Raw genomic sequence first — 20,665 nt, 5'->3', positions numbered from 1 at the left:
ATCAGAATATATTCATACGGGCACCAAAGGACAGGTGCGGCATAATTGATCTTATCGACGCTGAATTTATGTCCGTCGGAATAAACCACAGCTGTCCTTCGGTAAAGAAAGAAAACGAACTGAAGTATTTTCGCTTATACAGTTTTACACGCGGGAATTCTAACTGAAACAAGCCTGCAGAAAGCACTTGCGGTTTTCCGCTTTGAGTTTCGCTGAACAGTGAAAACTGAGCCCCGAGAGCAACATTCAAATACAGCCACTGCCAATCGGGGCCAAAATAATAGCCGAACGGCAGTTCAAAAACGTTCGCCAAAAGCTTTAATGAACCTACGTGTCCGCCGTAACGGCGTTGCGATATATTTTTAGTTTTGTAAAAAGTATCAAATTGATTTTGTGTAAGCTGCCCGTAATGCAACTGTAGTTTTACGTTATCATCAAAAAAGCTCAATCCTATACCTATGTTCCACAACGTTGCGCCCCAAAAAGCGACTTCTACATGTAAGCCTTGAATAAATGTAGGTACTCCATAACTGTTCTTATCTCCCTTCCTTAAAAGAGCTTCTACACTAGACAGCTCTATATCATCAGAAGATAAGCCGCTAAACTCTATCGCTCCGTTGTATCGGCCTCCTTCTCCGGGCGATATCAATGTTACTTTTGGAGCCGTCTTATCTATATTTATTATTGTCCTGCAAACCGCTGTTTCTTTATTCTCCATAACGGCTCTTAACAATAAAAAGTGATTTCCTTGAGCCATATCATCTGTCTCAAGTCTATACTTCCAATTAGCAGCCGACTTAACCGGAGTAAAGGTTTTTCCGTTATCAAAACTGATTTCTACATACTTAATGCGCTTTGCCTTAAATGCTCTTTTATCCTCAGATGTAGCCCCCTTTGAAGATACCAGAGCCTTTTCTTCTTCGGATACCGTATAACCGGCTCTTCCTCTAAGGTAAGGTCTTTCTATCGCAAAGTCTCCCATCGCAAAGTTGTCTATGGTAATCCAAGGTCCTTCTGCCGTATAATTTATCTTATGTACCTCAGAATTAAGCGGACCGACACCTGCACGGTTTGCCCTTAACTCAAGACTATGTTCTCCATTTACAAGCTTTTCACTGTTTATCTTAAAACAAACATAGCCTGTTTTAGATACAGAGCTCCTTTCAACTTCTTTTCCGTCTATATATAAAGCGGCTTCTTCTACAGCATTATCTACTATCAGCCTTCCATATATATTGAACTCACCTCTTACCGTCTCGCCGTTTAGAGGATATAGCAGTTCTAACCTGTTTCTATCCTTTTTTCTATAAACATCAAAATTGACAGAGACTTCATTAGTATTATTTGCCTTATCTACTCCGCTTATTTCAAGATTATACCTTCCTTCAGGCAATGAGCTTATATCTATATCTTTTGAAAGGATTATATCTTTTTCAAGTTTTATCTCGGATAATTTTTGAGGCACAGCCTTTCCATCAAGGCTCTTTATTTTTAGCATTACTCCTTCAAGAGAAATATTATCATATACATGTCCCGACACAAAAAGATTGTTATCCAATTTGGATCCCGCCAGCGGATATTCCAGTTTTAATGCAGGAGGCGTATTGTCTATATTAATTGATGTAGAATATAAACATACCTGCTCATAATTATCCGTTGCCTTTACAAAAACTACATGAGTTCCGTCATTTATTATATGGGTGTTTATTCGGTACTGCCATTTTTCCCCGCCTTCTGCAAGGTTATACGTTACCCCGTTATCAAACGACAGTTCAACCTTTTTGATTCCGTTTTTATCCAATGCACTACCCGATATTACACCTACCCCTTGCACCGTGTCTGTTATTAGAGGATAAGACACTCCAACCTGAGGTACTTCTAAAGACACTCTTATCTTTCTGGTTACGGGTTGGCTTGTTACTCCGTAAATATCTTCGGCATACATGGTTATTTCATGTTCATTATCCGTAAGCTCGCTTAACAAGATAGGTATAGAAAAGCTGTTTTTTATATCCATCGACTTATAAGAGCCCTTATCTATTTTGTAGTAGATCTTGGCCGCTTCATCGTCATCATATACCATACCGGATATTTCAAAGTCGCTCGTTATAATCTCATTTTCATCCGGTAAATGTAAATCTACCCTTGGGGCATCTTCACTATTGTCTATCTCAAAATTATAACTGTTAAAACTTCGTGAATTCCCGGCAGGGTCGGTAAACTTAAACAGCATGTTCTTACTTAAAGGCTCTTTTGCACTGCCTATTATAAGATTAGGTAAGGAACCGTATTCAAAACTCTGCCATTCAGCACCCTTGCTTGCGCCTTTATACTCCGGCTTTACTCCGGCAAACCTATCGCTTACCTTAAAAGCTGCGTATATTGAACCGTTTACTTTTCCTCCGGCCTCAGGTAGCACCATAACAACCTCAGGGGCTTCGTTGTCCTTATAAAATACTCGTCTTTCATAGCTTTCCCTTCCGGCTATATCCGTTGCCTTTACTGTAACAACAATGGGGCCGTCTGCCTGTCCGCTTATATTTATCTTCTCGTTAAATGAATTAGATAATTTCACATAAGGGGATCCGCTTCCTAAGCTATATTCAACTTTTGTAATTCCAACCAAGTCCTCAGCCTTGCCTTTTAAGTTTATAGAAGTTGTTACAAAAGATGCTTCTTCATTCATGTCAAGACTGACTTTAGGTGCGGTCTTATCAAAAAGAATATCTACTAAAGGACTTGTAAAAACGCCGCCCTCACTGTCCGTTATCTTTACGCCGATTCCTTTATATATGCCTTCATCTTTTACTCTTAATCTTATTAACTCGCCTTCCCTTTCAGCTTCAATGTTCTTAGAGCCTATTACTTCTACATTTTCTATTACCATTCCATCCTTAGGCTGATAAACACCTGTCAGTGGTTTATCGTCTAATAAGACTATTTGATTATTCTCGTTTACATTAACTTTAGACCATACAAAATTTTCTTCGCCGCCTGATCCCGATGCACTTACAACTCGAATAATTAAAGTCTGCTTACTGATCTTATCGTTCATATCTGTCGCAGTAACAGAGACAGTATATATACCCGGCGCCGATTTTCCGCTTATATTTGTTTTTATCACATAATCGGCTTGACCTGTTTTTACAGGTAAAACGGATTCTTCTTCTCCATTAAAACCTGCACTTAAATACTTTAAACCGGAAGCTGCTTTTACATTCACTGAAGTCGAGCTCTTTGTTTGTGCAGTATATACTGGTATGATAGTTTCTCCGTTGTCAAAAGAAATTACAGGAGCCTTTCCTTCTACATTAAACTTTACGGTTAAAGGATCTCCTTTAATACCTTTTTTATTCACTGCATAGATAGTCAATGTATGAGCTCCTTCGCTCAATCCTCGTTCTATAACAGAAAATCCTGCACCAAAAGCATCTATCGCCTTTTCTTCACCCTTGTCTATTCTGTACCTTACCTCATTCGCACCATATAAGTCATAGATTGCTCCTGCGATATAGACATCTTCTGAAAATTTTCCATCAAGCACAGGGCTTAACATTTCGATTACAGGCTTTCCCTTATTTTGATCTATATAAAATGTCTTTTTTGCCCTTACTATGTTTCCTGCTATATCTTTTGCTGTTATTTCGACAACGGCAGTCTTAGCGCCGGTCTTACCAACATCAAACTCTTTTATCCAATAATTATTTCCGGGGGTAAGTTCAAATTCACCGCTTTCGTTGTTACACTTCCAAGATAAACTTGATAAACCAACTAAATCCGTAGCCTTTCCTGCTACGGAAAATACAGGTTCCGTCGGGTTATCCCCCTCGGGATATATAAACTCTACTAAAGGAGCCGTATTATCTATAAACAATAAAAATGTGTGAATGCCGATCATTCCTTGCTTATCTATTGCTTTAAACCAAATTACCTTAGGCCCGTCTTCTATTGTTTTTGTATTTAGTTTTAACGAAAAATTTGACTGCTTTGTTTTTTTGTTATAGGATAATTTTATTTCTTCAAAATTCTCTCCATTGTTCAATGAATACAGCAGCCTTTCTATACCGTTTCCGTCTTCTACTGTTCCGTCAATTGTTATCTTACCTGAAACAAGCTCTCCTACACTCTTATTTTCTATTGAAGTTATTGGCGATAAGCGGTTTATGTAAAAGCTGCTTTTTACGGACTTTCCCTTTACACCGTTAATATCTACACCCCAAGCTTCTATCGTGTGCGTTCCTTCTTCAAAATTTTCCGTGTTTATATAATATGACCAAAATTCTTTACCCTTGGCTCGGTAGATATTTTCTCCGCCGTCTATACGTAACTCTACATAGTCTACAGCGTCATCATCTACACATGTTCCTATTACGTTTATATTTCCGACTACTACAGCTTCACTTTTAGGATGACTTATGTTTACTATCGGTAAGTCGGAATTAGGGTCTATATACATATTAAAAGGCCCTACATAGCCCTCATTACCGGCTATATCTACAGCCTTTATCAATACATTATATTTTCCTTTTTTCTTTCCGGATATATCTATAGATTGCTGCCAACTTTCTTTATTGGTCATCTGTACACTATCTATATCTTTTGAACCTCCTGCATATAGCAGACTCACGGCACTAAACATAATCAATAAATAAATTGTTATTTTTTTCATTAAATACTCCTAAACTAATTCGGCAATTTAACCGATAAATTATCGGCTAAAACAGCTTAAATCTTTAATATATCTAGATTAAACTAAAAAAATGATAAAAATGGATATATCTACAACACAATATACACACAAAATGTCAATAATATCAAGTAATTTTTAATATTTTTATTATACATCTTCCCTATTTTTAAATAATAGGGTAAAATATAAAGAATATGAAGCTTAAATTTTTAGGACAAACCACAGCACAAAGGCGCGAGCTTATTTTAACCGCTTCACCTCTCAAAACCCTAATCATTCTTTCTTTACCGGCTCTAATGATGGCTATGCTGCAGGCTATGATGCCCTTTACGGATGGTCTTTTTATAAACAGGCTTACGGACCATGTAACAGCCAGTGCAGTAAGTTTTTCTCAACCCATTATATCCATTGTCTTAGCACTTGGACAGGGCTTAAGCGTTGGAGCTACGGCAATTATCGGGCAGCTTAACGGACGAGGTGATATTGATGAGAGTAGAAAAACGGCAACACAAATTTTCGTATTTGCTTTTTTGTTGGGATTGGTTTCAATTCCTCTCCTGTTTATAATAGGAACAATAATAAGCTATACACTCAAAAGCGAAATAGCCCCCTTGGTTTTTAGGTATATTTCTCTTTATTGCTTGGTAATGCCTCTCAGCTTCATGGAATCCATATACAACGGTATAAAAAATGCAAACGGCAAACCTGAAGCTCCTTTTTTTAGGATGATTATAATGCTTATAATCAAAATAATCGGAAACTTTATATTTTTATATCTTTTGAGAATGAAAATAGACGGCTGCGTACTAGCTTCTCTTTTAGCCAACCTCGTAGTAGCAGCGTGGATGTTCTATGATCTCTTTTTAAAAAAGAGCCCCGATAAACTTAGTTTAAAAAATTTTAAGTTTTCTTCTCCGACTCTCAAAGAGCTCTTGCATGTAGGTTTCCCTGCAATGCTTAATTATGCCTTTGTTTTTCTCGGCTTTTTTCTTATAAATAACGAAATGGAACCATACGGAGCCGTTATTTTAAACGGACAAAGTATCGCAAGCAATATTTCGACAATTTGTTTTAATATCCCCGGATGTTTTAGTGCTGCCGTTACAACTATGGTCAGCATGAACATAGGTTCCGGAAATCCTAAAAAAGCAAAAAGAGCCTGTCTTTTAGGCTGTATTACAAGTGCTATAAGCGGAGCGGTGCTGATTGCCATTATCGTGCCTTCTTCCGCCTATCTCGTATCGATGTTTAAGCCGGAAATACCCGAAATCGGCGACATTGCCGTTGCAGCCCTGCATATTTATACCTACTCGGTCATAGGTTTCGGCGTCTGTATGACAGTTCAAGGAGCCTTTATAGGTCTCGGCAAAACAAAGATTCCTCTTATGCTTGGAATTTTGCGAATTTGGCTTTTACGTTATATTTTCATTCTTGCAACCGAAAGATATCTCTCCTACTATTCGATATATTGGGGAAACCTTTTTTCAAACATCACTGCCGGCCTTGTTGCAATTATCTTGATATTGAACACAAAGTGGGTTTCGGGAATTAAAAAATAGGCCTCATTGAAAAAAAACGGCAATAGGTGTAAACTCTAAGCGGTTAAAAAATATGGAGGTCTCTTTATGAAAAATATAAAGATTGATTTTGACGTTTTGGAAATGATGATTTTCTTTTGGGAAAGCGTAGCCTCAAAGGATAAGATGGGAGACGATTACTTTATGAGTATAGCAGAAAAGCCTCAGATGGAAGTCGTTTACAATGACGACTTTTCGAAAGATTCCGTCCGCAGGGTTATGTCTGCAATTTCCAATAGGGAAAAACTGAACAACCGCACCTTGAGCGAAAGCCGCTTTTGGAATAACAATATGTGGATTTTGGAAGACTTACAGACTATGCACAATATGATGGCTCCGATTAAAACCTTAAACCTTGCAGAGCTTACGGAAAAATACAAGGCCTCGACAAAATTCGATGAGATCGAGCTCATCTTCATTCCTGCCCATGCAGAAGAATTTTATATTAAAGGAAATAAAATTTATATTAACTTTTTCAAACTTATTCCGAATTATGAAGACCCGAAAGACATTAAGATTGCGGGTCTCCCCTTAAAAGAATATGTAATTAAAAAGATCGAGGGTTTGTTGCACTAAGACTATGGCAAAAAAGGGTTGCGGCTTGGGCGACATTTAAGCTTTCCACATTGCCGCTTCCCTTTATTTTTACAAGGTGGGCACAAAGCTTTTTAGCTTCTTCGCTTATTCCCCTCTCTTCATTTCCTAAGACAATTACACAAGCCTCATCTTTTTCGACTAATCTTCCAAAGTCGGCTATTTCGTGGTGGGCTCTTAAGTCCGTGCCTATACAGGTAAGCCGTCCTCGGCACTGGCGCAAAAACCAAGCCGTCGATGAAACCTTAAAGATTTTTACAAATTCCATTCCGCCCTGCGCGACCCTATAAGCCGAGGTCGTAATCGAGGCCTGTTTATCTTCTTTTGTTAAAACTATATTTTCTATACCGAAAAAAGCGGCGCTTCTTATTATTGCTCCCAAATTGTTTGCATTTCCTATTTCATCGAGCATTAAAACGTGTTCTTTATTTTGAGCCCAAAGGTTTATTTCTTCATGCTCTAAAACAGGAATTTCAGGCTCAAAGATCATCGCAGTTACGCCCTGATGATGTACCGATTCCGAGAGCTTTTCCAATTCATCATCGGAAACTATTCTATATAACCTTTTATTGGAAGCCAAATACTTACAAACCTCGCCGAATTGCTTTGCTCTTTTTTCCGAAAAAAACAAACGGGAGATTTTTTCGGGATGATGTTTTGCCAAAGCAAGACAGCTTTCAAAGCCGCAAACCGGCAATTCTTTTTCAAATTTTTTACCCATGGGCTTATCATACACAAAAAGCAGAACATAGGGAAGTAGACTTTTAACTTTAGCTTGAATAGATTTTTGATTTTTGTTAGAATAGAGGCCTTATGAAAAAAGCATGTATTTTTGATTTGGATGGGACCTTAACCAACTCCCTTTATTCGATAGCTCATTTTTTAAATGCTGAAACGGCAAAATACGGTATACCGCCTGTAGATGCGGAAGAATTTAAAATCTTAACAGGCAACGGAGCAAGAAAACTTGTGCAAAGAGTTCTTGAACGTGCAGGAAAAAACGATAAGGCCTTAGAAGAAAAAATTCTTACGGAATATAATGCAGCCTATGATGCCGATCCCGTTTATCTGTGCGAGGCCTATCCGGGAATTAAAAAGCTTTTAGCGGATTTAATAAAAAACGGGATTTCGGTCAATGTGCTTTCAAATAAGCCTCATTCCACAACAGAAAAGGTTGTTAAGACAATCTTCGGCGAAAACACTTTTTCGTGTATCCTAGGTGCCCGGGACTCCGTCGCTCTAAAACCTGACCCTGCAGGTGTCTACGAAATTTTAAAAATGCTCAAGCTCGAAAAAAAAGATTTTCTTTATATAGGAGACACGGCAACGGATGTTCAAACCGGAAAAAATGCCGGCCTTTTTACAATCGGTGTTTTATGGGGTTTTAGAAAACGCCCTGAATTGGAACAAGCCGGAGCTGATGCAATAATCTCAAGTCCTGAAGAAATCCTAAAAATAGCCTTAGGCTAACATTTATATAGCCTCTGCCTCAGGCACCCAATATTAAGGCAGCCCCTGCACAGACAAGCGGTATCAGTATATTATCAAAGTCTTTTAAGGGCAGAGCTTCCGTTCCTGCTGCAATGGCTGCGATAAAAAAGCTTTTTATAAAACTCCTGCTTATTGCAATGGTAGAAATAAAAACTGCCATAAAGCAGGCTATACTTCCCGCTATGGTTTTATCCTTGGAAATATTTAGGTGCTGTCTTCCCCAAAATTTTCCGACAAGGCTTGCAAGACCATCGCCTAGGGCCAGTGCCATAATCCCTATACTTGCTTCCCTAAACGGGAAAATAAGAAGCGTGCTTATAACGCCTATCGAAAGAGTTACGGGGCCCAGCACAAATTTTCCCCTATCCCTCTCTCGTGCAGCAAAGCCCGTAATGCTTGAAACCATAAAAATTTGATAACCTTTTAATCTTAGAATTTCAAAGACTGTATAAAGACATGTTATTATGGATAAGGCTATAACTGTGGGATAAAAAAAATATCTTGCAAAGAGAGGAACAAGGGCTGCACAAAGATGAATAGTTTTGCGGAAGGTTTCCTTTATCAAATCTTCGACCCTTGCATTTTGAGAAAGTTTTTTATACCGCAGATTTCTTAAAAAACTCATAGGCTTAAAACATTCCTGCACACAAAACTGAAGCTATCTTAAAATAGATAATCAAACTTACGGTATCTACAATAGTTGTAATCAGGGGGCCGGCCATAATTGCAGGATCGAGTTTTAATTTTTTTGCCATAATGGGGAGAAGCCCGCCGGTAATCTTTGCTACAGTTACGGTTGCAACGAGGGTTGCACCCACAGTAAGGGCTATCATAGGATTTCTCCCCCCAAGGAAGACCGATTTTAAAAAACTGAAAAGGCCTAAGGTAAAGCCCACCAACACGGCAATGCCCAACTCCTTAAAAAAAACCTTTTTCCAATCCTTTAAGTCGATTTCTCCCGTAGCCAAACCTCGGATAATCAAGGTTGAAGATTGACTGCCGGAATTACCGCCTGTGTCCATCAACATAGGAATAAAGGCGGTCAAAATAGTCATTGAGGCAACCAAATGGGTGTAGCGTTCGATTATAGTTCCGGTAAATGTTTCGGATACCATTAGTAAAAGAAGCCAGCCTATTCGGTGTTTTGCAAGTTTAAAGATTCCCGTTTCAAGGTAGGTTTCTTCGTTAGGCTGCATAGCGGCCATCCTCTGAAAGTCTTCGGTAGCCTCCTGCTCCATAACATCCATTATGTCGTCGACGGTAATAATACCGATGAGGCGGTTTTCGTTATCGACAACGGGGAGAGCCAAAAAGCCGTATTTCTTAAAAGTGAAGGCAACCTTTTCCTGATCATCATGGGTGTTTACACATATATACTCTCTATTAAAAATCTGTTCAATCTTTTTATCCTCATCAGCAAGCACCAATTCTTTAAGAGAAATAAAACCTTCAAGGACTCTATTCTTATCGGTAACATAACACGTGTAAATGGTTTCACTTTCCAAGCCTATCTTGCGGATATAGTCAAGGGCCTGCTTTACCGTCATCCCTTTTTTTAAGCCTACATACTCTATGGTCATAAGACTTCCCGCCGAGTCCTTGGGATATTTTAAAAATTGGTTGATGAGCATCCGCTCTTCCTTGCCCGTATTTTTTAGGATTTTTTTGACGACATTTGCGGGCATTTCTTCAACAATGTCTACCATATCGTCTAAGAAGATTTCATCCAATATTGAAACAAGCTCCTTATCGGTAGCGGCGGCTATAAAACGGCTTTGCTGTTCTGTGGGTAAAAGGGTAAAAACTTCGGCTGCCATGCTTTTAGGCAGCATTCGGAACATAAGAATGGCATTTTGTGCAGACTCGGCTTCAAGGAATTCGGCTATATCGACTTCGTTTAACTCGGCCAATGTCCGCTGTACTTCAATATACCGTTTTTCGGATAATAAATATTTTATTTGTTCAAACTTGTTTTCTTTCAATTCCATGAGATACCCTCCGAACGATATTTTGGGGAGTATATCATATTTTTAAGAAAAAATATAGGGGCGGAAGATGACCCTATTCCCAAAAACCGTTGTTTGCAAGAAGAACGGACAAGGCGGAAGTAAGGGCTGTTTCGGTGCGCAAGATGCGCTTTCCCATAGAATAAGAAATAAAACCTTCGGAAAAAAAAGTATCCCTTTCGTTTTGAGTCCACCCTCTCTCGCTTCCGATTGCAATAAGAATGCTTTCACCCTTTGTCATTCTAAATGTTGAAAGGGAGGGAAAATCGCCTATGTCGAGGAGTACCTTGCTGCCTTTGAACGAGGCGGCCTTTAAATCTTTTAAGACTTCTTTTACCGAATTACAAAAAGAAAAGGCCGGCAGCAAGGTCTGGCCGGCTTGCGAGATACCGTCTAAAAGATATTTTTTTATTTCTTCGGGGCTTGAAAGATTCGATTTTAAATAGGAACGCTCTCCCAATTCCGTACCGCATAGTACGATTTCGGCAAAGCCCAAACTTGCCGCATCCCGAAGGATACGCCTCAACTGAATGGGGCGGGGAAAGCCCAGAATTATTTTTATGGGCGGAAGGGGCAGAGTTTCACTCTCAATTTTACCGGCAGCTGTGTTATCTAAGTTTTTATCGGGCTTATTCGGGCAAAAAGAAAAAAGGATTTTTTCTTCTGAAAGGTGATAGATAAGAGCTTCGCCTATTTTTCCGTTTATGATTCCGGCCTTAAAAACATCACCTTCTTTTAAGTGCAGAATCTTTTTTATGTGAAGATAGCGTTCATCATCTTTATAAAAGACAAAGCAGTTGTTTATGCTTTTATCGTTTTTGTAAAAAACACAGCCGCCGTTTATACAATCGGGATTTATACAATCGTCATCCGAAAACAAAACAATATTCATTTATTTATCCAATTCGGCTTCGGTAAGAATCGAGTAGTCGTAACCCTGCTCGGCTAAAAACTTTTGACGTTTTTCGGCAAAGCCCTCTTCTATAGTTTGGCGGGTTACAATGCTGTAAAAATGGGAATCACATTCTTTAGGTCTCAAGATTCGTCCCAAACGCTGAGCCTCTTCTTGCCGGCTTCCGAAAACGCCCGAAACCTGAATAGCCACGGAAGCATCAGGCAAATCAATCGCGAAATTTGCAACCTTAGAAACCACCAAAACGTTTATCTCTCCCTTTCTAAATGAATCATACAAAAGCTCCCGCTCGGCATTTGTATTTTTTCCCGTGATCAGGGGGGCATTTATTTCTTTTGCAATCGTTTCGAGCTGGGACAAGTACTGCCCGATTATAAGAATTTGATTTTCCTTGTGCTTGGTCAAAAGTTTTTTTACTATTTCGAGCTTTGCAGGGTTTTCGCTTGCGATGCGGTGTTTTTCGCGAGTGGTACCCACTGCGTACTCTATCTCTTTTGAAGGAGCAATGTTTACCCTGATTTCGGTACAATAAGCTTTTGCTATCCAGCCCTTTTGCTCAAGGTCCTTCCACGGCACATCAAAGCGCTTAGGCCCGACAAGGCTGAACACATCGCCCTCACAGCCGTCCTCTCTCACAAGGGTAGCAGTAAGCCCAAGCCTTCTTATAACTTGAAGCTCTGCCGTAATTCTAAAAACCGGAGCCGGTAATAGGTGAACCTCATCATAGATGATAAGCCCCCATGCTCTTTCCCTAAAAATCTTAAAATGAGGGAAGGCCGCATCGGTGTTGGGCCTCCAAGTAAGCACCTGATAAGTCGCTATCGTAACAGGCCTTATCTCCTTTACCTCGCCCGTGTATAAGCCTATATCTTCATCTTTTATGTTTGTCTTATCCAAAAGTTCCCGTCTCCACTGATAAACGGCAGCTACATTGGGAGTTAGAATAAGGGTACTTGTTTTAAGAAGGCTCATCGTAAGCATTCCGACTATGGTTTTTCCCGAGCCGCAGGGAAGAACAATTGTGCCGAAGCCGGTTCCTGCCGACTTATCGCCGACAAAGGAAGAGGCGGCATCCCGCTGATAATCCCTGATTTCAAATTCGGCACCGCTTGAAGTTTTTTCTTTTAAGGAAATATCCAAGGGCTCTCCGTCGCGGAGGGGTACCTCATCTTGCACGGGCCAGCCCTGTTTTAAAAGAGCCTGTTTTACGGTTCCCCTGTTTAAAAGGGAAATCAAAAAGGAGTTTTCCTCATCGGGGTCTTCTATTAAATATTTTAAAAGAATCTTGCTGCTTTTTAATTCCTTAAAAATAAGAGCATTTTCAGGCTTAAGTCGCAAAAATTCCGCATCGGGAGTTTCGAGATTTATTCCGCCGGCTTGATTTTCGCCGCTCTCTTCAATATCGGTCTTATTCTCAATTCCATTTTTTTCTTCTTGAGGCTTTTCAATGGGGAGGAGCTTTATTTTACCGTAGCGGCCCATCGTCTCTTTCATCCAAACCAAGATAGAGTCGGGAACCTTAAAGCGGGAAAAACCCGTGAGGGTTTTCATAATAGAATCGGCTGAAAGCCCGACACCTGCCGCATTCCAAAGCGAGAGGGGAGTCAGCCTGTAAGTGTGAAGATGTTCAGGCGACTTTTCAAGCTCCGCAAAGGGAATAAGAGCAAAGCGAGCCTCATTGGCTTCCGGGTCGTGAATATCCAAAAGAATGGAGCGGTCTCCTTGAATTATAAGCGGCTTAGATTCTTGCATAGCCTGACATTATACACTTTTAGAGGGGACAGTTCAAGTTAGGGGAAAGCAAAGTTCAAATGACAAGGCTATAGAGCAAAAGGAATTCATTCATATAAAACATAATAAATTTACTAATAAATTTGACAATAATTATATTTACATGTATAATAGGTTACGGAGGTTTTATATGAATGCATTAAGAACTGTTGATTTATTGGATTCAATTATTCCCATCAGTAGATTTAACAAGGGCGAAGCAAATAAGATTTTTTCTGAAGTAAAAAAAAATGGGGTTAGGATTGTCGTAAAAAACAATATTCCCGAATGTGTTTTAATAAGTCCTAAAGATTATCAGCAGATGATTGAGGAGTATGAAGACACCGTTCTTTTATCTGAAGCGGAAAAAAGAATGGCCAAAAAAACGAAGCCTATTTCTCACCAAGAACTTATGAAAAGATTAGGATTTACAAAAGAAGATTTGGATGATATTGATGCCGAGTTGGAGTAACCTGTGTGGAAAATAAAGTATCATCCTGATGCAGAAAAAGATTTAAAAAAATTAGATGACTCGGTAAAAAAAATTGTACTTAAAGGAATTATTAAAGTATCAGAAAATCCTCTTCCTAAAAATGAAGGCGGTTATGGAAAACCTTTAGGAAATAAGAGTAAAAATAATTTAACTAATTTATTAAAAATAAAATATAAAAAAATCGGAATTAGAGTTGTTTATAAACTATTTCGTACTAAAAATGAAATGTATATACTTGTGATTTCAGCAAGAGCAGAAAATGAAGTATACACTTTAGCAGGAAAGAGAAAGTTCTAACCCAATTACCACGCAATTACAGAGGCCGCCTCGCTTATCGAGCTATAGGTTTTAAGAGAAGTAAAAGTTATCGCGGCATTGCCCAAAAGCTCGGCATCGGCTATCTGCAGCACCTTGAATTCTCTGCCGGTTATTTCGGCTTTTAAGTCCCGCCAAAGTTTATTATTGGCCTGCCCTCCGGAGATTGTATATATGGGACGGAAGCCTGCGGCCTTTTCAAGTAAATCCATACCCGCTTTTACCTTAAAAGCAAGGGCTTCCATTATAGCTCTTCCTTCCGCTTCATTTTGTTTATGTGCGGTTTTAGTATTTATATTATGCACAAAAGCATCAAAGTCCATAAAATTGCCTCCGTGCTTTTTTATATACTCATAAAAAACATTCCCCGAATTTTCTATTAGGTAGGATATGTTCCAAAGGTTCGGAATCGGAGACGGAAGAAGGCGTAACCCCTTCAACTTGGAGCTCTCCGGAGGAGCTTTTACACAGATATTTATGCCCTCGCTTGACCCTGCCCTATCGCAGGCAGTTCCGGGTTTTAAGGTGTTTGTTCCGATGAGGGCAGCTATAAAATCGGGCGGCCCTGCAAAGACGGGAATGTTCCGGTATAGGCCGCAATCTTCTCCCAGCGGAACAAAGGGGGCAAGTTTATTTTTCGGTATGGATAAGGCTTTTAATTCTTCATCAGTCCAATAAGCGGGCACATAGCGTTTTTCGGGCAAAACCGTTACCCTCTTTTTTGTAAGTTTATAAATTAAATATTCGGGGCCCGATAAAATATATTTTGCAGATTTAAATATTTTGGGGTAAGAATTTCGGAAAAAATCCAGACGAGGTAAAAAGATGGATTTACCGTAAAGAGGATTTTTTTTCATGGAGTTTTCATTCGAATTTTCGTTAGAGTTTTTATTCAAGGTGTCGGAAGAAGCCTTGTTCCACAAAAGCAAAAAATCTCTTTCTGCAGAATCTTCGGATACGGCAACCAAGCTGGGGCCGTTTCCCGAAATACAAATGCCGCAAATCTTAATGCTTTTTTGTTCTGCAAAGTCGGAAAACTGTTTAAAAAGGTTTTCAAAAGAAATAAGCCATGTTTCGGCTTCAAGGTTTTGAGGAAAAAATAAACGGCCTTGCGTATAAACCTTTCCGTCTTCGGCTATAAGAGCGCCCTTCAGGGAAGACGTACCTATGTCAAAGACGGCTGCACAAAAAATCATTTTTTAGGTATTGCAGCGTTTTTTAGCAATTTTTCGATTATATCCCTGTTGTCGAGGAGGCTCGAAAGAGAGAGGTTCTCGTGAAGGCGCGTGATAACTTGAGCAAAGAGGCCCGATACATCGGTTTCAATATACCACTCTTTTTGTTTTAGCTCGGTATGATAAACGGCATTCGTACCTATAACCCTATAAAAAAGCCCCTTGGAATAAGCCTCATCAAATTGCTGAATGGCGTCTCCGGTAAAAAAGGGAAGACTTACGGCGGCTATAACTTTTTTTGCTCCCTTGCTCTTCAAGAATTCCATAGCCTTTAAAAGAGTACCGCCCGTTCCCAACATATCGTCTGCAATAAAGGCATTTTTTCCTTCTACATCGCCCAAAAGCTTAATGCTTATGATATTCGACTGCTTTGCATTTTGAGTGACAACGGAATAATCTCTTTCTTTATAAATCATGGCGAGAGGTTTTTGTAAGCCCGACGAATAGAACTTATTTCGGTCTACAGCCCCGGAGTCGGGAGAAACAACTACAAATTGTTCTTCCGAATCGGCACTTAAATCGAGTATTCTTGTAAGCTCCCTAATAATCTGATAACTTGCATGAAGATTTTGTAAGCGTGCAGAATGGAAGGAATTTTCAATTTCGCGGGAATGGATATCGAGGGTTATAATCTGCTCTACATCAAGGTCTTCGTAAATATGCCCAAGCAAGCTGGCAGTCAAGCCCTCTCTTCCCTTCTTTTTATGCTGGCGGCTGTAAGGATAAACCGGAAGAACTAAGGATATTCTCCCTGCCCCTGCATGGCGGACAGCATCTATGGTTACAATGAGAGACATGAGGTGATCGTTTACGGAAAATATCTCCTTGTTTTTTCCCTCATTGATGGTAATTTCCTGCTTGTTTTCAACATCCTGAAAAATATAGACATCTTTTCCGCGGACTGTCTCGAGGAGCTCGGTTTTAAACTCCCCATTCATAAAATATGTAAAACGGGCATCTACCTTGAACTTGGGTACGTGGATTTTATTTGTATCCTTGTTTACCGACATTCTGCCTGCAAATAAATCGCTATAAAAGTTAAACTTTTGAATCATATCCTCAGAGGAGGTGTTGTACCTCTTTGCTAACTTTTCGCTTTGCTGGTACAGCTTACGGGCATAGATATGCTTCAGATTCTTAATCGTTAAATTTGCAAACTCTTCGCCTCCCGGACAAGCAATGATTGCGAGGTTATTCGATTCAAGATAATTCATTTTGCCTCCAAAAAGAATATAAAAAATGTTAATTGGTTCACTTTATCACTTGTTGAGGAAAATTACAATAGGGGAAGATTCGGCTATTTTAACAATAATCTTAAACCGTGCCTATTTTTGATAAACAAAGACCCTGTTTCTGCCGCCCTCTTTGGCGGAATAGAGTGCTGTATCGGAAAATTTTAAGAGTTCAGGTGTAGTCATCTTTTCGTCATATATGGCAAGGCCGATTGAGCATGAAACCCGTAATTCGGGGTGTTCTTGAAAAGTCAGAGCATTAACTTCGGTACAGACTCTTTTGCACTGATGTTCGGCTCTTTCCAACATTCCTCTGATAATAAAGGAAAACTCATCCCCTCCGTACCGGATTAAAATATCGTCAGTATCAAAATTACGTTTAAAAACTTCGACAATGGCTAGCAGGACCTTGTCGCAAAAGACGGCTCCATAGTCTCTGTTAAGCTGACCAAAGTGATCGATATCCACCATAGCAAAACTTACACCGATGTGCTGACGGACACAGCGTTTAAGAAGGCTTTCAAATGATTCATCTAAATATCTTCTATTGTAAAGTCCAGTAAACTCGTCGGTAATGGCTCTTCTTTTTGCATCATCACCCCATCGGATTATCTGCGATAAAAGGCCGTCCGTCTTACTTAAACGTCCTCCTGTGATTTTAAGCATATTGTACAAAACCGTTGAAGCTATTTTCGGCTGGTCTATAATAAGGGAGGAAAAATCTTGAGATTTTAAAACAAGGCAGGAGGTGGATTCTACAGCCTTGCAGGTTGCCGAACGGTGCTCTTGTTCGAGCATAGCCATTTCACCGAAAAAATCTCCCGCTCCAAGACGGACAAGTTCAATTTCTTTCCCTTCGGATTTTACCGAAACGGAAATAGTACCTTTTACAATGATAAAAAGCTCATTGCCCGATTCACCTTCATAAACGAGAGCTTGGCCCGCTTCAAATTCGGAATAAAACATAGCTTCAGCCAAGACTTCTATTTCTTTTATTGAAAGATGAGCAAAAAGCCGTGCTTTTTGTAAAATTTCAAGCCATTTTTGTTTTGCGCTATTCATTTATATCCTCCTCAAAGAGAATTTGGGAGCCTCCGCGGGCTCGTCCGATAAGGGGCATTTCGGAGCATTGTTTTATAAATTCCGTTTTTTCAATCTTCGTATCGGGATATAATAAAACGCCTAAACTTATGCTCAACTTAAAAGGACTGTTTAATACCGGAGAAATATCTAAGTTTTCAAGCTCTGCCTTTATCTTTTCGGCTAAATTTGCAGCCCCATCCCTTCCCTGATCAGGCGTTAAAACGGCAAATTCGTTTCCCTGATAACGGATTAGAACGGAATCCGTATCTAAAAAATGGCTCAAGTGATTGCCTATAAATGTAAGACAGGCATCTCCCTTTTCGTGACCGTAGGTGTCGTTAATAGCCTTAAAATTATCGGGCTTCATCATAATAAGAGAAAAAGAGCCTTTCATAAAGTCCGCAATATTTTCTTCAAGATAGGCCTTATTTAAAAGTCCCGTAAGCTTATCTCCATAAACCTGCTTTTGCAGTTCCTGCATAATGGGAGAGTTTTCTTTTATTAAAGAGTTAGCCTTTCGAGTCCTACGAGAAACCATGACCAAAAACGATTTTAGCAGTTGAGCATAAGTTACGGGATTATCCTTAAAAACATCTTCCATGGGAATTCCGTCTTTAGGGAAAGAGAGGATGATAGAATTTTCATTGGCAGAAGCTATGGCTTTTTGTTCTTCCTGAGTAAGCATAGCTGTCTCACCGAACATTTCACCGCTTACAAATTCGGCCAGAACGGAATTATCTTCAGGGGATAAAATTATAACATTTCCTTCTACAATAATGTAAAATCGGTCACCACGTGTATCCTGCTTAAAAATAATATCGCCTTTTTGATAGCTGTCTATTCCTACCATATCGGCTATGTCTTTTAAGTAAACCTCATCCCATCCTGCAAAAAGAGGAGTATTACTTAAAGCTTGTATCTTCTGTCCATCACTAATCATTTATACCACCTAAAAGCATTATAGCATATTTTCGGTAAAATAAAAGTGCATATTTAAAAAATAGGGAAAGAAGTCAAAAACTTATTCATCAAGCAGGTCATCCAAATCTTTTTTAAAGGTTTGTTTTATGTTTTTCTTTTCTTTAAAGCGCCTTTTTGCCGACTTGGACTTTTCTTCCTTCTTTATTAAGAATTTTTCCTGCCGTTTTTCCCGTCTTATTTTTCTTCTATCCTCTTTTAATAATTGCAGATAAAGTTCATACCTGTTTTTATCCAGTAAACCCGTTTTAAGAGCCTCCAAAACAGCACAGCCCTTTTCGCATGTATGCGTACAGTCGCTAAAAAGACACTTGGATTTTAGCTCGGTAATATCGGCAAAAGAATTTTCTCCGCTGTCCGAATCCCAGATACCCAGAACCTTCATTCCGGGAGTATCCATTATAAGGCCCGCATCTTCTCCTAAAGAAATTATCTGCCTGTTCGTTGTAGTATGAACGCCCTTGTCTATCTTTTTATTTATTTCGCTTGTGCGTAAAATTTCTTTTCCGGTTAAGCTGTTTATGAGGCTTGATTTTCCGACACCGGAAGAACCGAGCAGCACCGAAGTCTTTCCCTTTTTAAAGTAATGCTTTATATTTTCTAAACTGTCAGGTTCAAAAATACTTATGCAATAGACTTTTAAATGAGGATAAATCTTTTCTATTAAATTTTCGGCATCCTCCCTTGTCTCGGATAAGTCCGCCTTAGTTAAAAACAAAACGGTTTCAATATTTTGCAAGGCAAAAATATATCTAGCCAAACGGTTTAAATTAAAATCCTCGTTTAAGGACATACATATAAAAGCCGTATCAATATTGGCAGCAATAATTTGTTCAAGCTCAATGCCTAACCTAGGATCCGTTCGCGAAATCTTATTTTTGCGCTCATATAAAAAATCTATAAGTGCAATCGAAGAATTTTCTTGAGATTCAAAACCGATCCAGTCTCCTACTGTAGGATAAGAACCGGATACCTCACATTCTTTTTTAAAGGAGCCTTTTAAGCGGGCTTCTTTTTCGCCATCTTTACATATTATTTTATAGGAAGTCCCGCCAAAAAAAATAATACGCCCAACCTCTTTTTCGATCTTTTTATCTTTAAAAAAATCTTCAAAGCCGAAATTTAAAATTGTTTCCATAATGTTTCCTTATATACAGAGAATTATTTTCTCCCGGAATCTACATCACAAAAAATTCGGATTTAAAAATCTTCAAACTTGAGCACAGATAAAAATCAAGCAAGTGAATTTAAGGTGAGAATTTTATAAAGAAAATTTATTTGATAAAATGCGGTCTATAAAGAACTTCCGGGAGTAAGGTCTTTACCGCTTGTTAAAAATAATACTGTAATCATAGAGCACCTCCCATAAGTTTTAAAATTTAGTAAAAAGACATTAAGCTAAAATAAAGATTTTGTCAAGCAGGTATTCTTACAAATAACAATACCAATTTGCTCAAAAAGGTCCTACTGTTGTAACTGAAAAAAAATAAGCGGCAGCGGATAAGAATCTTAACCATTGCCGCTTCTCAAGTTGAGAGTTTTAAACTCTTAAGCTCCGATAATTCCTATTGCTCCTAATACGATTAAAAGTTGGGCAAGAATATAGGTTTTCATAATAAGAAAGCGCATTCCGGCCTTGCCGCCCAAAAAGTATTTGGTTGCAACCATGGTATCCGATATGACAAAGAAAACACTTCCTATAGCAGCCAATATAAGCGCTAAAGACTGGGTTGCAAAGGCAAAAACTATAAAAAGCCAGCTCATCGATGAAATTATAAGGGCATAAACTATTACAATAGGTTTAAACCCTTTTAAATACTTTTTTGTTCTCATTACGGCATAGATAATCGAAATTAAAAAAATCACAGCCGTAACAATTCCGGGGATAAGGGGAATATTATCGACCTTAACACCGAGTATTGCAAAAACTATATAAGATATTTGCGTAATTGCAAAAAAGAATATACCAAGAGCGAAATTTTGTTTTTCCCAATCAAAAAGAAGAGCAACATCTCCCAAAAAGCTGAAAATCAAGGCAATTATTATTAAAACATTTAATACCGAAAACGTTTTAATACTTACAAAGCTGAAAGCCAAAAAGAATAAAAGAAGAGCCGGCATCAGCATAAATTTTGTCATATCCGCCCATTTTTGTCTTTGCTGAAAGCACTTGATTAAATGAATAATCGAAATAACTAAAAACAAGGCAAGAGCTGCGATACACAAAGGATCTAAACATTCATTATACATATATACCTCCAAAAATATACTTATACGATAATCATATA

General features: G+C 38.8%; 17 protein-coding genes. 5 read left to right on the top strand and 12 right to left on the bottom strand.

Going from position 1 to position 20,665, the window contains the following annotated elements:
• Position 1 precedes the first annotated feature (1 nt).
• The gene (locus HGJ18_RS00355) at positions 2 to 4,669 is read right to left on the bottom strand and encodes an Ig-like domain-containing protein (protein ID WP_253697053.1); all 4,668 of its coding nucleotides are present in this window, start codon (positions 4,667 to 4,669) and stop codon (positions 2 to 4) included.
• A gap of 215 nt (positions 4,670 to 4,884) precedes the next feature.
• Between HGJ18_RS00355 and HGJ18_RS00350 the strand changes: the two genes are divergently transcribed.
• Both HGJ18_RS00350 and HGJ18_RS00345 read left to right on the top strand, forming a co-directional pair.
• Entirely contained in the window at positions 4,885 to 6,249 is a 1,365-nt protein-coding gene (locus tag HGJ18_RS00350) for an MATE family efflux transporter (protein WP_253697052.1), read from the top strand.
• A gap of 66 nt (positions 6,250 to 6,315) precedes the next feature.
• Positions 6,316 to 6,843, top strand: a complete 528-nt coding sequence (locus tag HGJ18_RS00345; protein WP_002676187.1) for a TDE2712 family protein — start codon at positions 6,316 to 6,318, stop codon at positions 6,841 to 6,843.
• Here HGJ18_RS00345 and HGJ18_RS00340 read toward each other — a convergent pair.
• Entirely contained in the window at positions 6,815 to 7,582 is a 768-nt protein-coding gene (locus tag HGJ18_RS00340; protein WP_253697051.1) for a TrmH family RNA methyltransferase, read from the bottom strand. The genes HGJ18_RS00345 and HGJ18_RS00340 overlap by 29 nt on opposite strands.
• Positions 7,583 to 7,674: 92 nt before the next feature.
• Between HGJ18_RS00340 and HGJ18_RS00335 the strand changes: the two genes are divergently transcribed.
• Complete coding sequence (locus HGJ18_RS00335) at positions 7,675 to 8,331, top strand: HAD family hydrolase (RefSeq protein WP_253697050.1); 657 nt, start codon at positions 7,675 to 7,677, stop codon at positions 8,329 to 8,331.
• A 19-nt stretch (positions 8,332 to 8,350) separates the two neighbouring features.
• On the opposite strand, the gene HGJ18_RS00330 is transcribed toward HGJ18_RS00335, so the two are convergent.
• From HGJ18_RS00330 to HGJ18_RS00315, 4 genes are all read right to left on the bottom strand, one after another.
• Positions 8,351 to 8,977, bottom strand: a complete 627-nt coding sequence (locus HGJ18_RS00330; RefSeq protein ID WP_253697049.1) for a diacylglycerol/polyprenol kinase family protein — start codon at positions 8,975 to 8,977, stop codon at positions 8,351 to 8,353.
• A gap of 4 nt (positions 8,978 to 8,981) precedes the next feature.
• Positions 8,982 to 10,340, bottom strand: coding sequence for a magnesium transporter (mgtE, locus tag HGJ18_RS00325; RefSeq protein ID WP_253697048.1), 1,359 nt, complete (start codon positions 10,338 to 10,340; stop codon positions 8,982 to 8,984).
• 73 nt (positions 10,341 to 10,413) lie between these two features.
• Positions 10,414 to 11,250 carry a 16S rRNA (uracil(1498)-N(3))-methyltransferase gene (locus HGJ18_RS00320; RefSeq protein ID WP_253697047.1) on the bottom strand — a complete coding sequence of 279 codons (837 nt, stop codon included), beginning with the start codon at positions 11,248 to 11,250 and terminating at the stop codon, positions 10,414 to 10,416.
• Positions 11,251 to 13,023, bottom strand: coding sequence for a DNA repair helicase XPB (locus HGJ18_RS00315; RefSeq protein WP_253697046.1), 1,773 nt, complete (start codon positions 13,021 to 13,023; stop codon positions 11,251 to 11,253).
• Between the two features lie 169 nt (positions 13,024 to 13,192).
• Between HGJ18_RS00315 and HGJ18_RS00310 the strand changes: the two genes are divergently transcribed.
• Positions 13,193 to 13,513, top strand: coding sequence for a type II toxin-antitoxin system Phd/YefM family antitoxin (locus HGJ18_RS00310; protein ID WP_253697045.1), 321 nt, complete (start codon positions 13,193 to 13,195; stop codon positions 13,511 to 13,513).
• A gap of 3 nt (positions 13,514 to 13,516) precedes the next feature.
• Complete coding sequence (locus HGJ18_RS00305) at positions 13,517 to 13,831, top strand: type II toxin-antitoxin system RelE family toxin (RefSeq protein ID WP_253697044.1); 315 nt, start codon at positions 13,517 to 13,519, stop codon at positions 13,829 to 13,831.
• Positions 13,832 to 13,836: 5 nt separating this feature from the next.
• Here HGJ18_RS00305 and HGJ18_RS00300 read toward each other — a convergent pair whose 3' ends face one another.
• The 6 genes from HGJ18_RS00300 to HGJ18_RS00275 all read right to left on the bottom strand — a co-directional run bounded on the left by HGJ18_RS00300 (position 13,837) and on the right by HGJ18_RS00275 (position 20,627).
• Positions 13,837 to 15,045: an FGGY-family carbohydrate kinase gene (locus HGJ18_RS00300; protein ID WP_253697043.1), complete on the bottom strand. Its 1,209-nt coding sequence runs from the start codon at positions 15,043 to 15,045 to the stop codon at positions 13,837 to 13,839.
• Entirely contained in the window at positions 15,042 to 16,298 is a 1,257-nt protein-coding gene (locus HGJ18_RS00295; RefSeq protein ID WP_253697042.1) for a ribose-phosphate pyrophosphokinase, read from the bottom strand. Before HGJ18_RS00295 ends, HGJ18_RS00300 begins: the two co-directional genes overlap by 4 nt.
• Positions 16,299 to 16,409: 111 nt before the next feature.
• Positions 16,410 to 17,378, bottom strand: coding sequence for a GGDEF domain-containing protein (locus HGJ18_RS00290; protein WP_253697041.1), 969 nt, complete (start codon positions 17,376 to 17,378; stop codon positions 16,410 to 16,412).
• Positions 17,371 to 18,339, bottom strand: a complete 969-nt coding sequence (locus HGJ18_RS00285) for a GGDEF domain-containing protein (protein ID WP_253697040.1) — start codon at positions 18,337 to 18,339, stop codon at positions 17,371 to 17,373. The genes HGJ18_RS00290 and HGJ18_RS00285 overlap by 8 nt, the downstream gene beginning before the upstream one ends.
• A gap of 81 nt (positions 18,340 to 18,420) precedes the next feature.
• The gene (gene rsgA / locus HGJ18_RS00280) at positions 18,421 to 19,515 is read right to left on the bottom strand and encodes a ribosome small subunit-dependent GTPase A (protein ID WP_253697039.1); all 1,095 of its coding nucleotides are present in this window, start codon (positions 19,513 to 19,515) and stop codon (positions 18,421 to 18,423) included.
• A 410-nt stretch (positions 19,516 to 19,925) separates the two neighbouring features.
• Positions 19,926 to 20,627 carry a lysoplasmalogenase gene (locus HGJ18_RS00275; RefSeq protein ID WP_002667037.1) on the bottom strand — a complete coding sequence of 234 codons (702 nt, stop codon included), beginning with the start codon at positions 20,625 to 20,627 and terminating at the stop codon, positions 19,926 to 19,928.
• Between the last annotated feature and the right edge of the window lie 38 nt (positions 20,628 to 20,665).

Origin of the sequence: Treponema denticola (assembly GCF_024181405.1) — a bacterium.
GTDB lineage: Bacteria > Spirochaetota > Spirochaetia > Treponematales > Treponemataceae > Treponema_B > Treponema_B denticola_D.
Note: the sequence above shows the minus strand (reverse complement) of the source record. Positions and strands in the feature narration are given on the sequence as shown.

Bases quoted from the DNA above. Each gene is read 5' to 3' on its own strand.
- HGJ18_RS00355 (WP_253697053.1), bottom strand. From the start codon at position 4,669: ATGAAAAAAATAACAATTTATTTATTGATTATGTTTAGTGCCGTGAGT.
- HGJ18_RS00350 (WP_253697052.1), top strand. From the start codon at position 4,885: ATGAAGCTTAAATTTTTAGGACAAACCACAGCACAAAGGCGCGAGCTT.
- HGJ18_RS00345 (WP_002676187.1), top strand. From the start codon at position 6,316: ATGAAAAATATAAAGATTGATTTTGACGTTTTGGAAATGATGATTTTC.
- HGJ18_RS00340 (WP_253697051.1), bottom strand. From the start codon at position 7,582: ATGGGTAAAAAATTTGAAAAAGAATTGCCGGTTTGCGGCTTTGAAAGC.
- HGJ18_RS00335 (WP_253697050.1), top strand. From the start codon at position 7,675: ATGAAAAAAGCATGTATTTTTGATTTGGATGGGACCTTAACCAACTCC.
- HGJ18_RS00330 (WP_253697049.1), bottom strand. From the start codon at position 8,977: ATGAGTTTTTTAAGAAATCTGCGGTATAAAAAACTTTCTCAAAATGCA.
- mgtE (WP_253697048.1), bottom strand. From the start codon at position 10,340: ATGGAATTGAAAGAAAACAAGTTTGAACAAATAAAATATTTATTATCC.
- HGJ18_RS00320 (WP_253697047.1), bottom strand. From the start codon at position 11,250: ATGAATATTGTTTTGTTTTCGGATGACGATTGTATAAATCCCGATTGT.
- HGJ18_RS00315 (WP_253697046.1), bottom strand. From the start codon at position 13,023: ATGCAAGAATCTAAGCCGCTTATAATTCAAGGAGACCGCTCCATTCTT.
- HGJ18_RS00310 (WP_253697045.1), top strand. From the start codon at position 13,193: ATGAATGCATTAAGAACTGTTGATTTATTGGATTCAATTATTCCCATC.
- HGJ18_RS00300 (WP_253697043.1), bottom strand. From the start codon at position 15,045: ATGATTTTTTGTGCAGCCGTCTTTGACATAGGTACGTCTTCCCTGAAG.
- HGJ18_RS00295 (WP_253697042.1), bottom strand. From the start codon at position 16,298: ATGAATTATCTTGAATCGAATAACCTCGCAATCATTGCTTGTCCGGGA.
- HGJ18_RS00290 (WP_253697041.1), bottom strand. From the start codon at position 17,378: ATGAATAGCGCAAAACAAAAATGGCTTGAAATTTTACAAAAAGCACGG.
- HGJ18_RS00285 (WP_253697040.1), bottom strand. From the start codon at position 18,339: ATGATTAGTGATGGACAGAAGATACAAGCTTTAAGTAATACTCCTCTT.
- rsgA (WP_253697039.1), bottom strand. From the start codon at position 19,515: ATGGAAACAATTTTAAATTTCGGCTTTGAAGATTTTTTTAAAGATAAA.
- HGJ18_RS00275 (WP_002667037.1), bottom strand. From the start codon at position 20,627: ATGTATAATGAATGTTTAGATCCTTTGTGTATCGCAGCTCTTGCCTTG.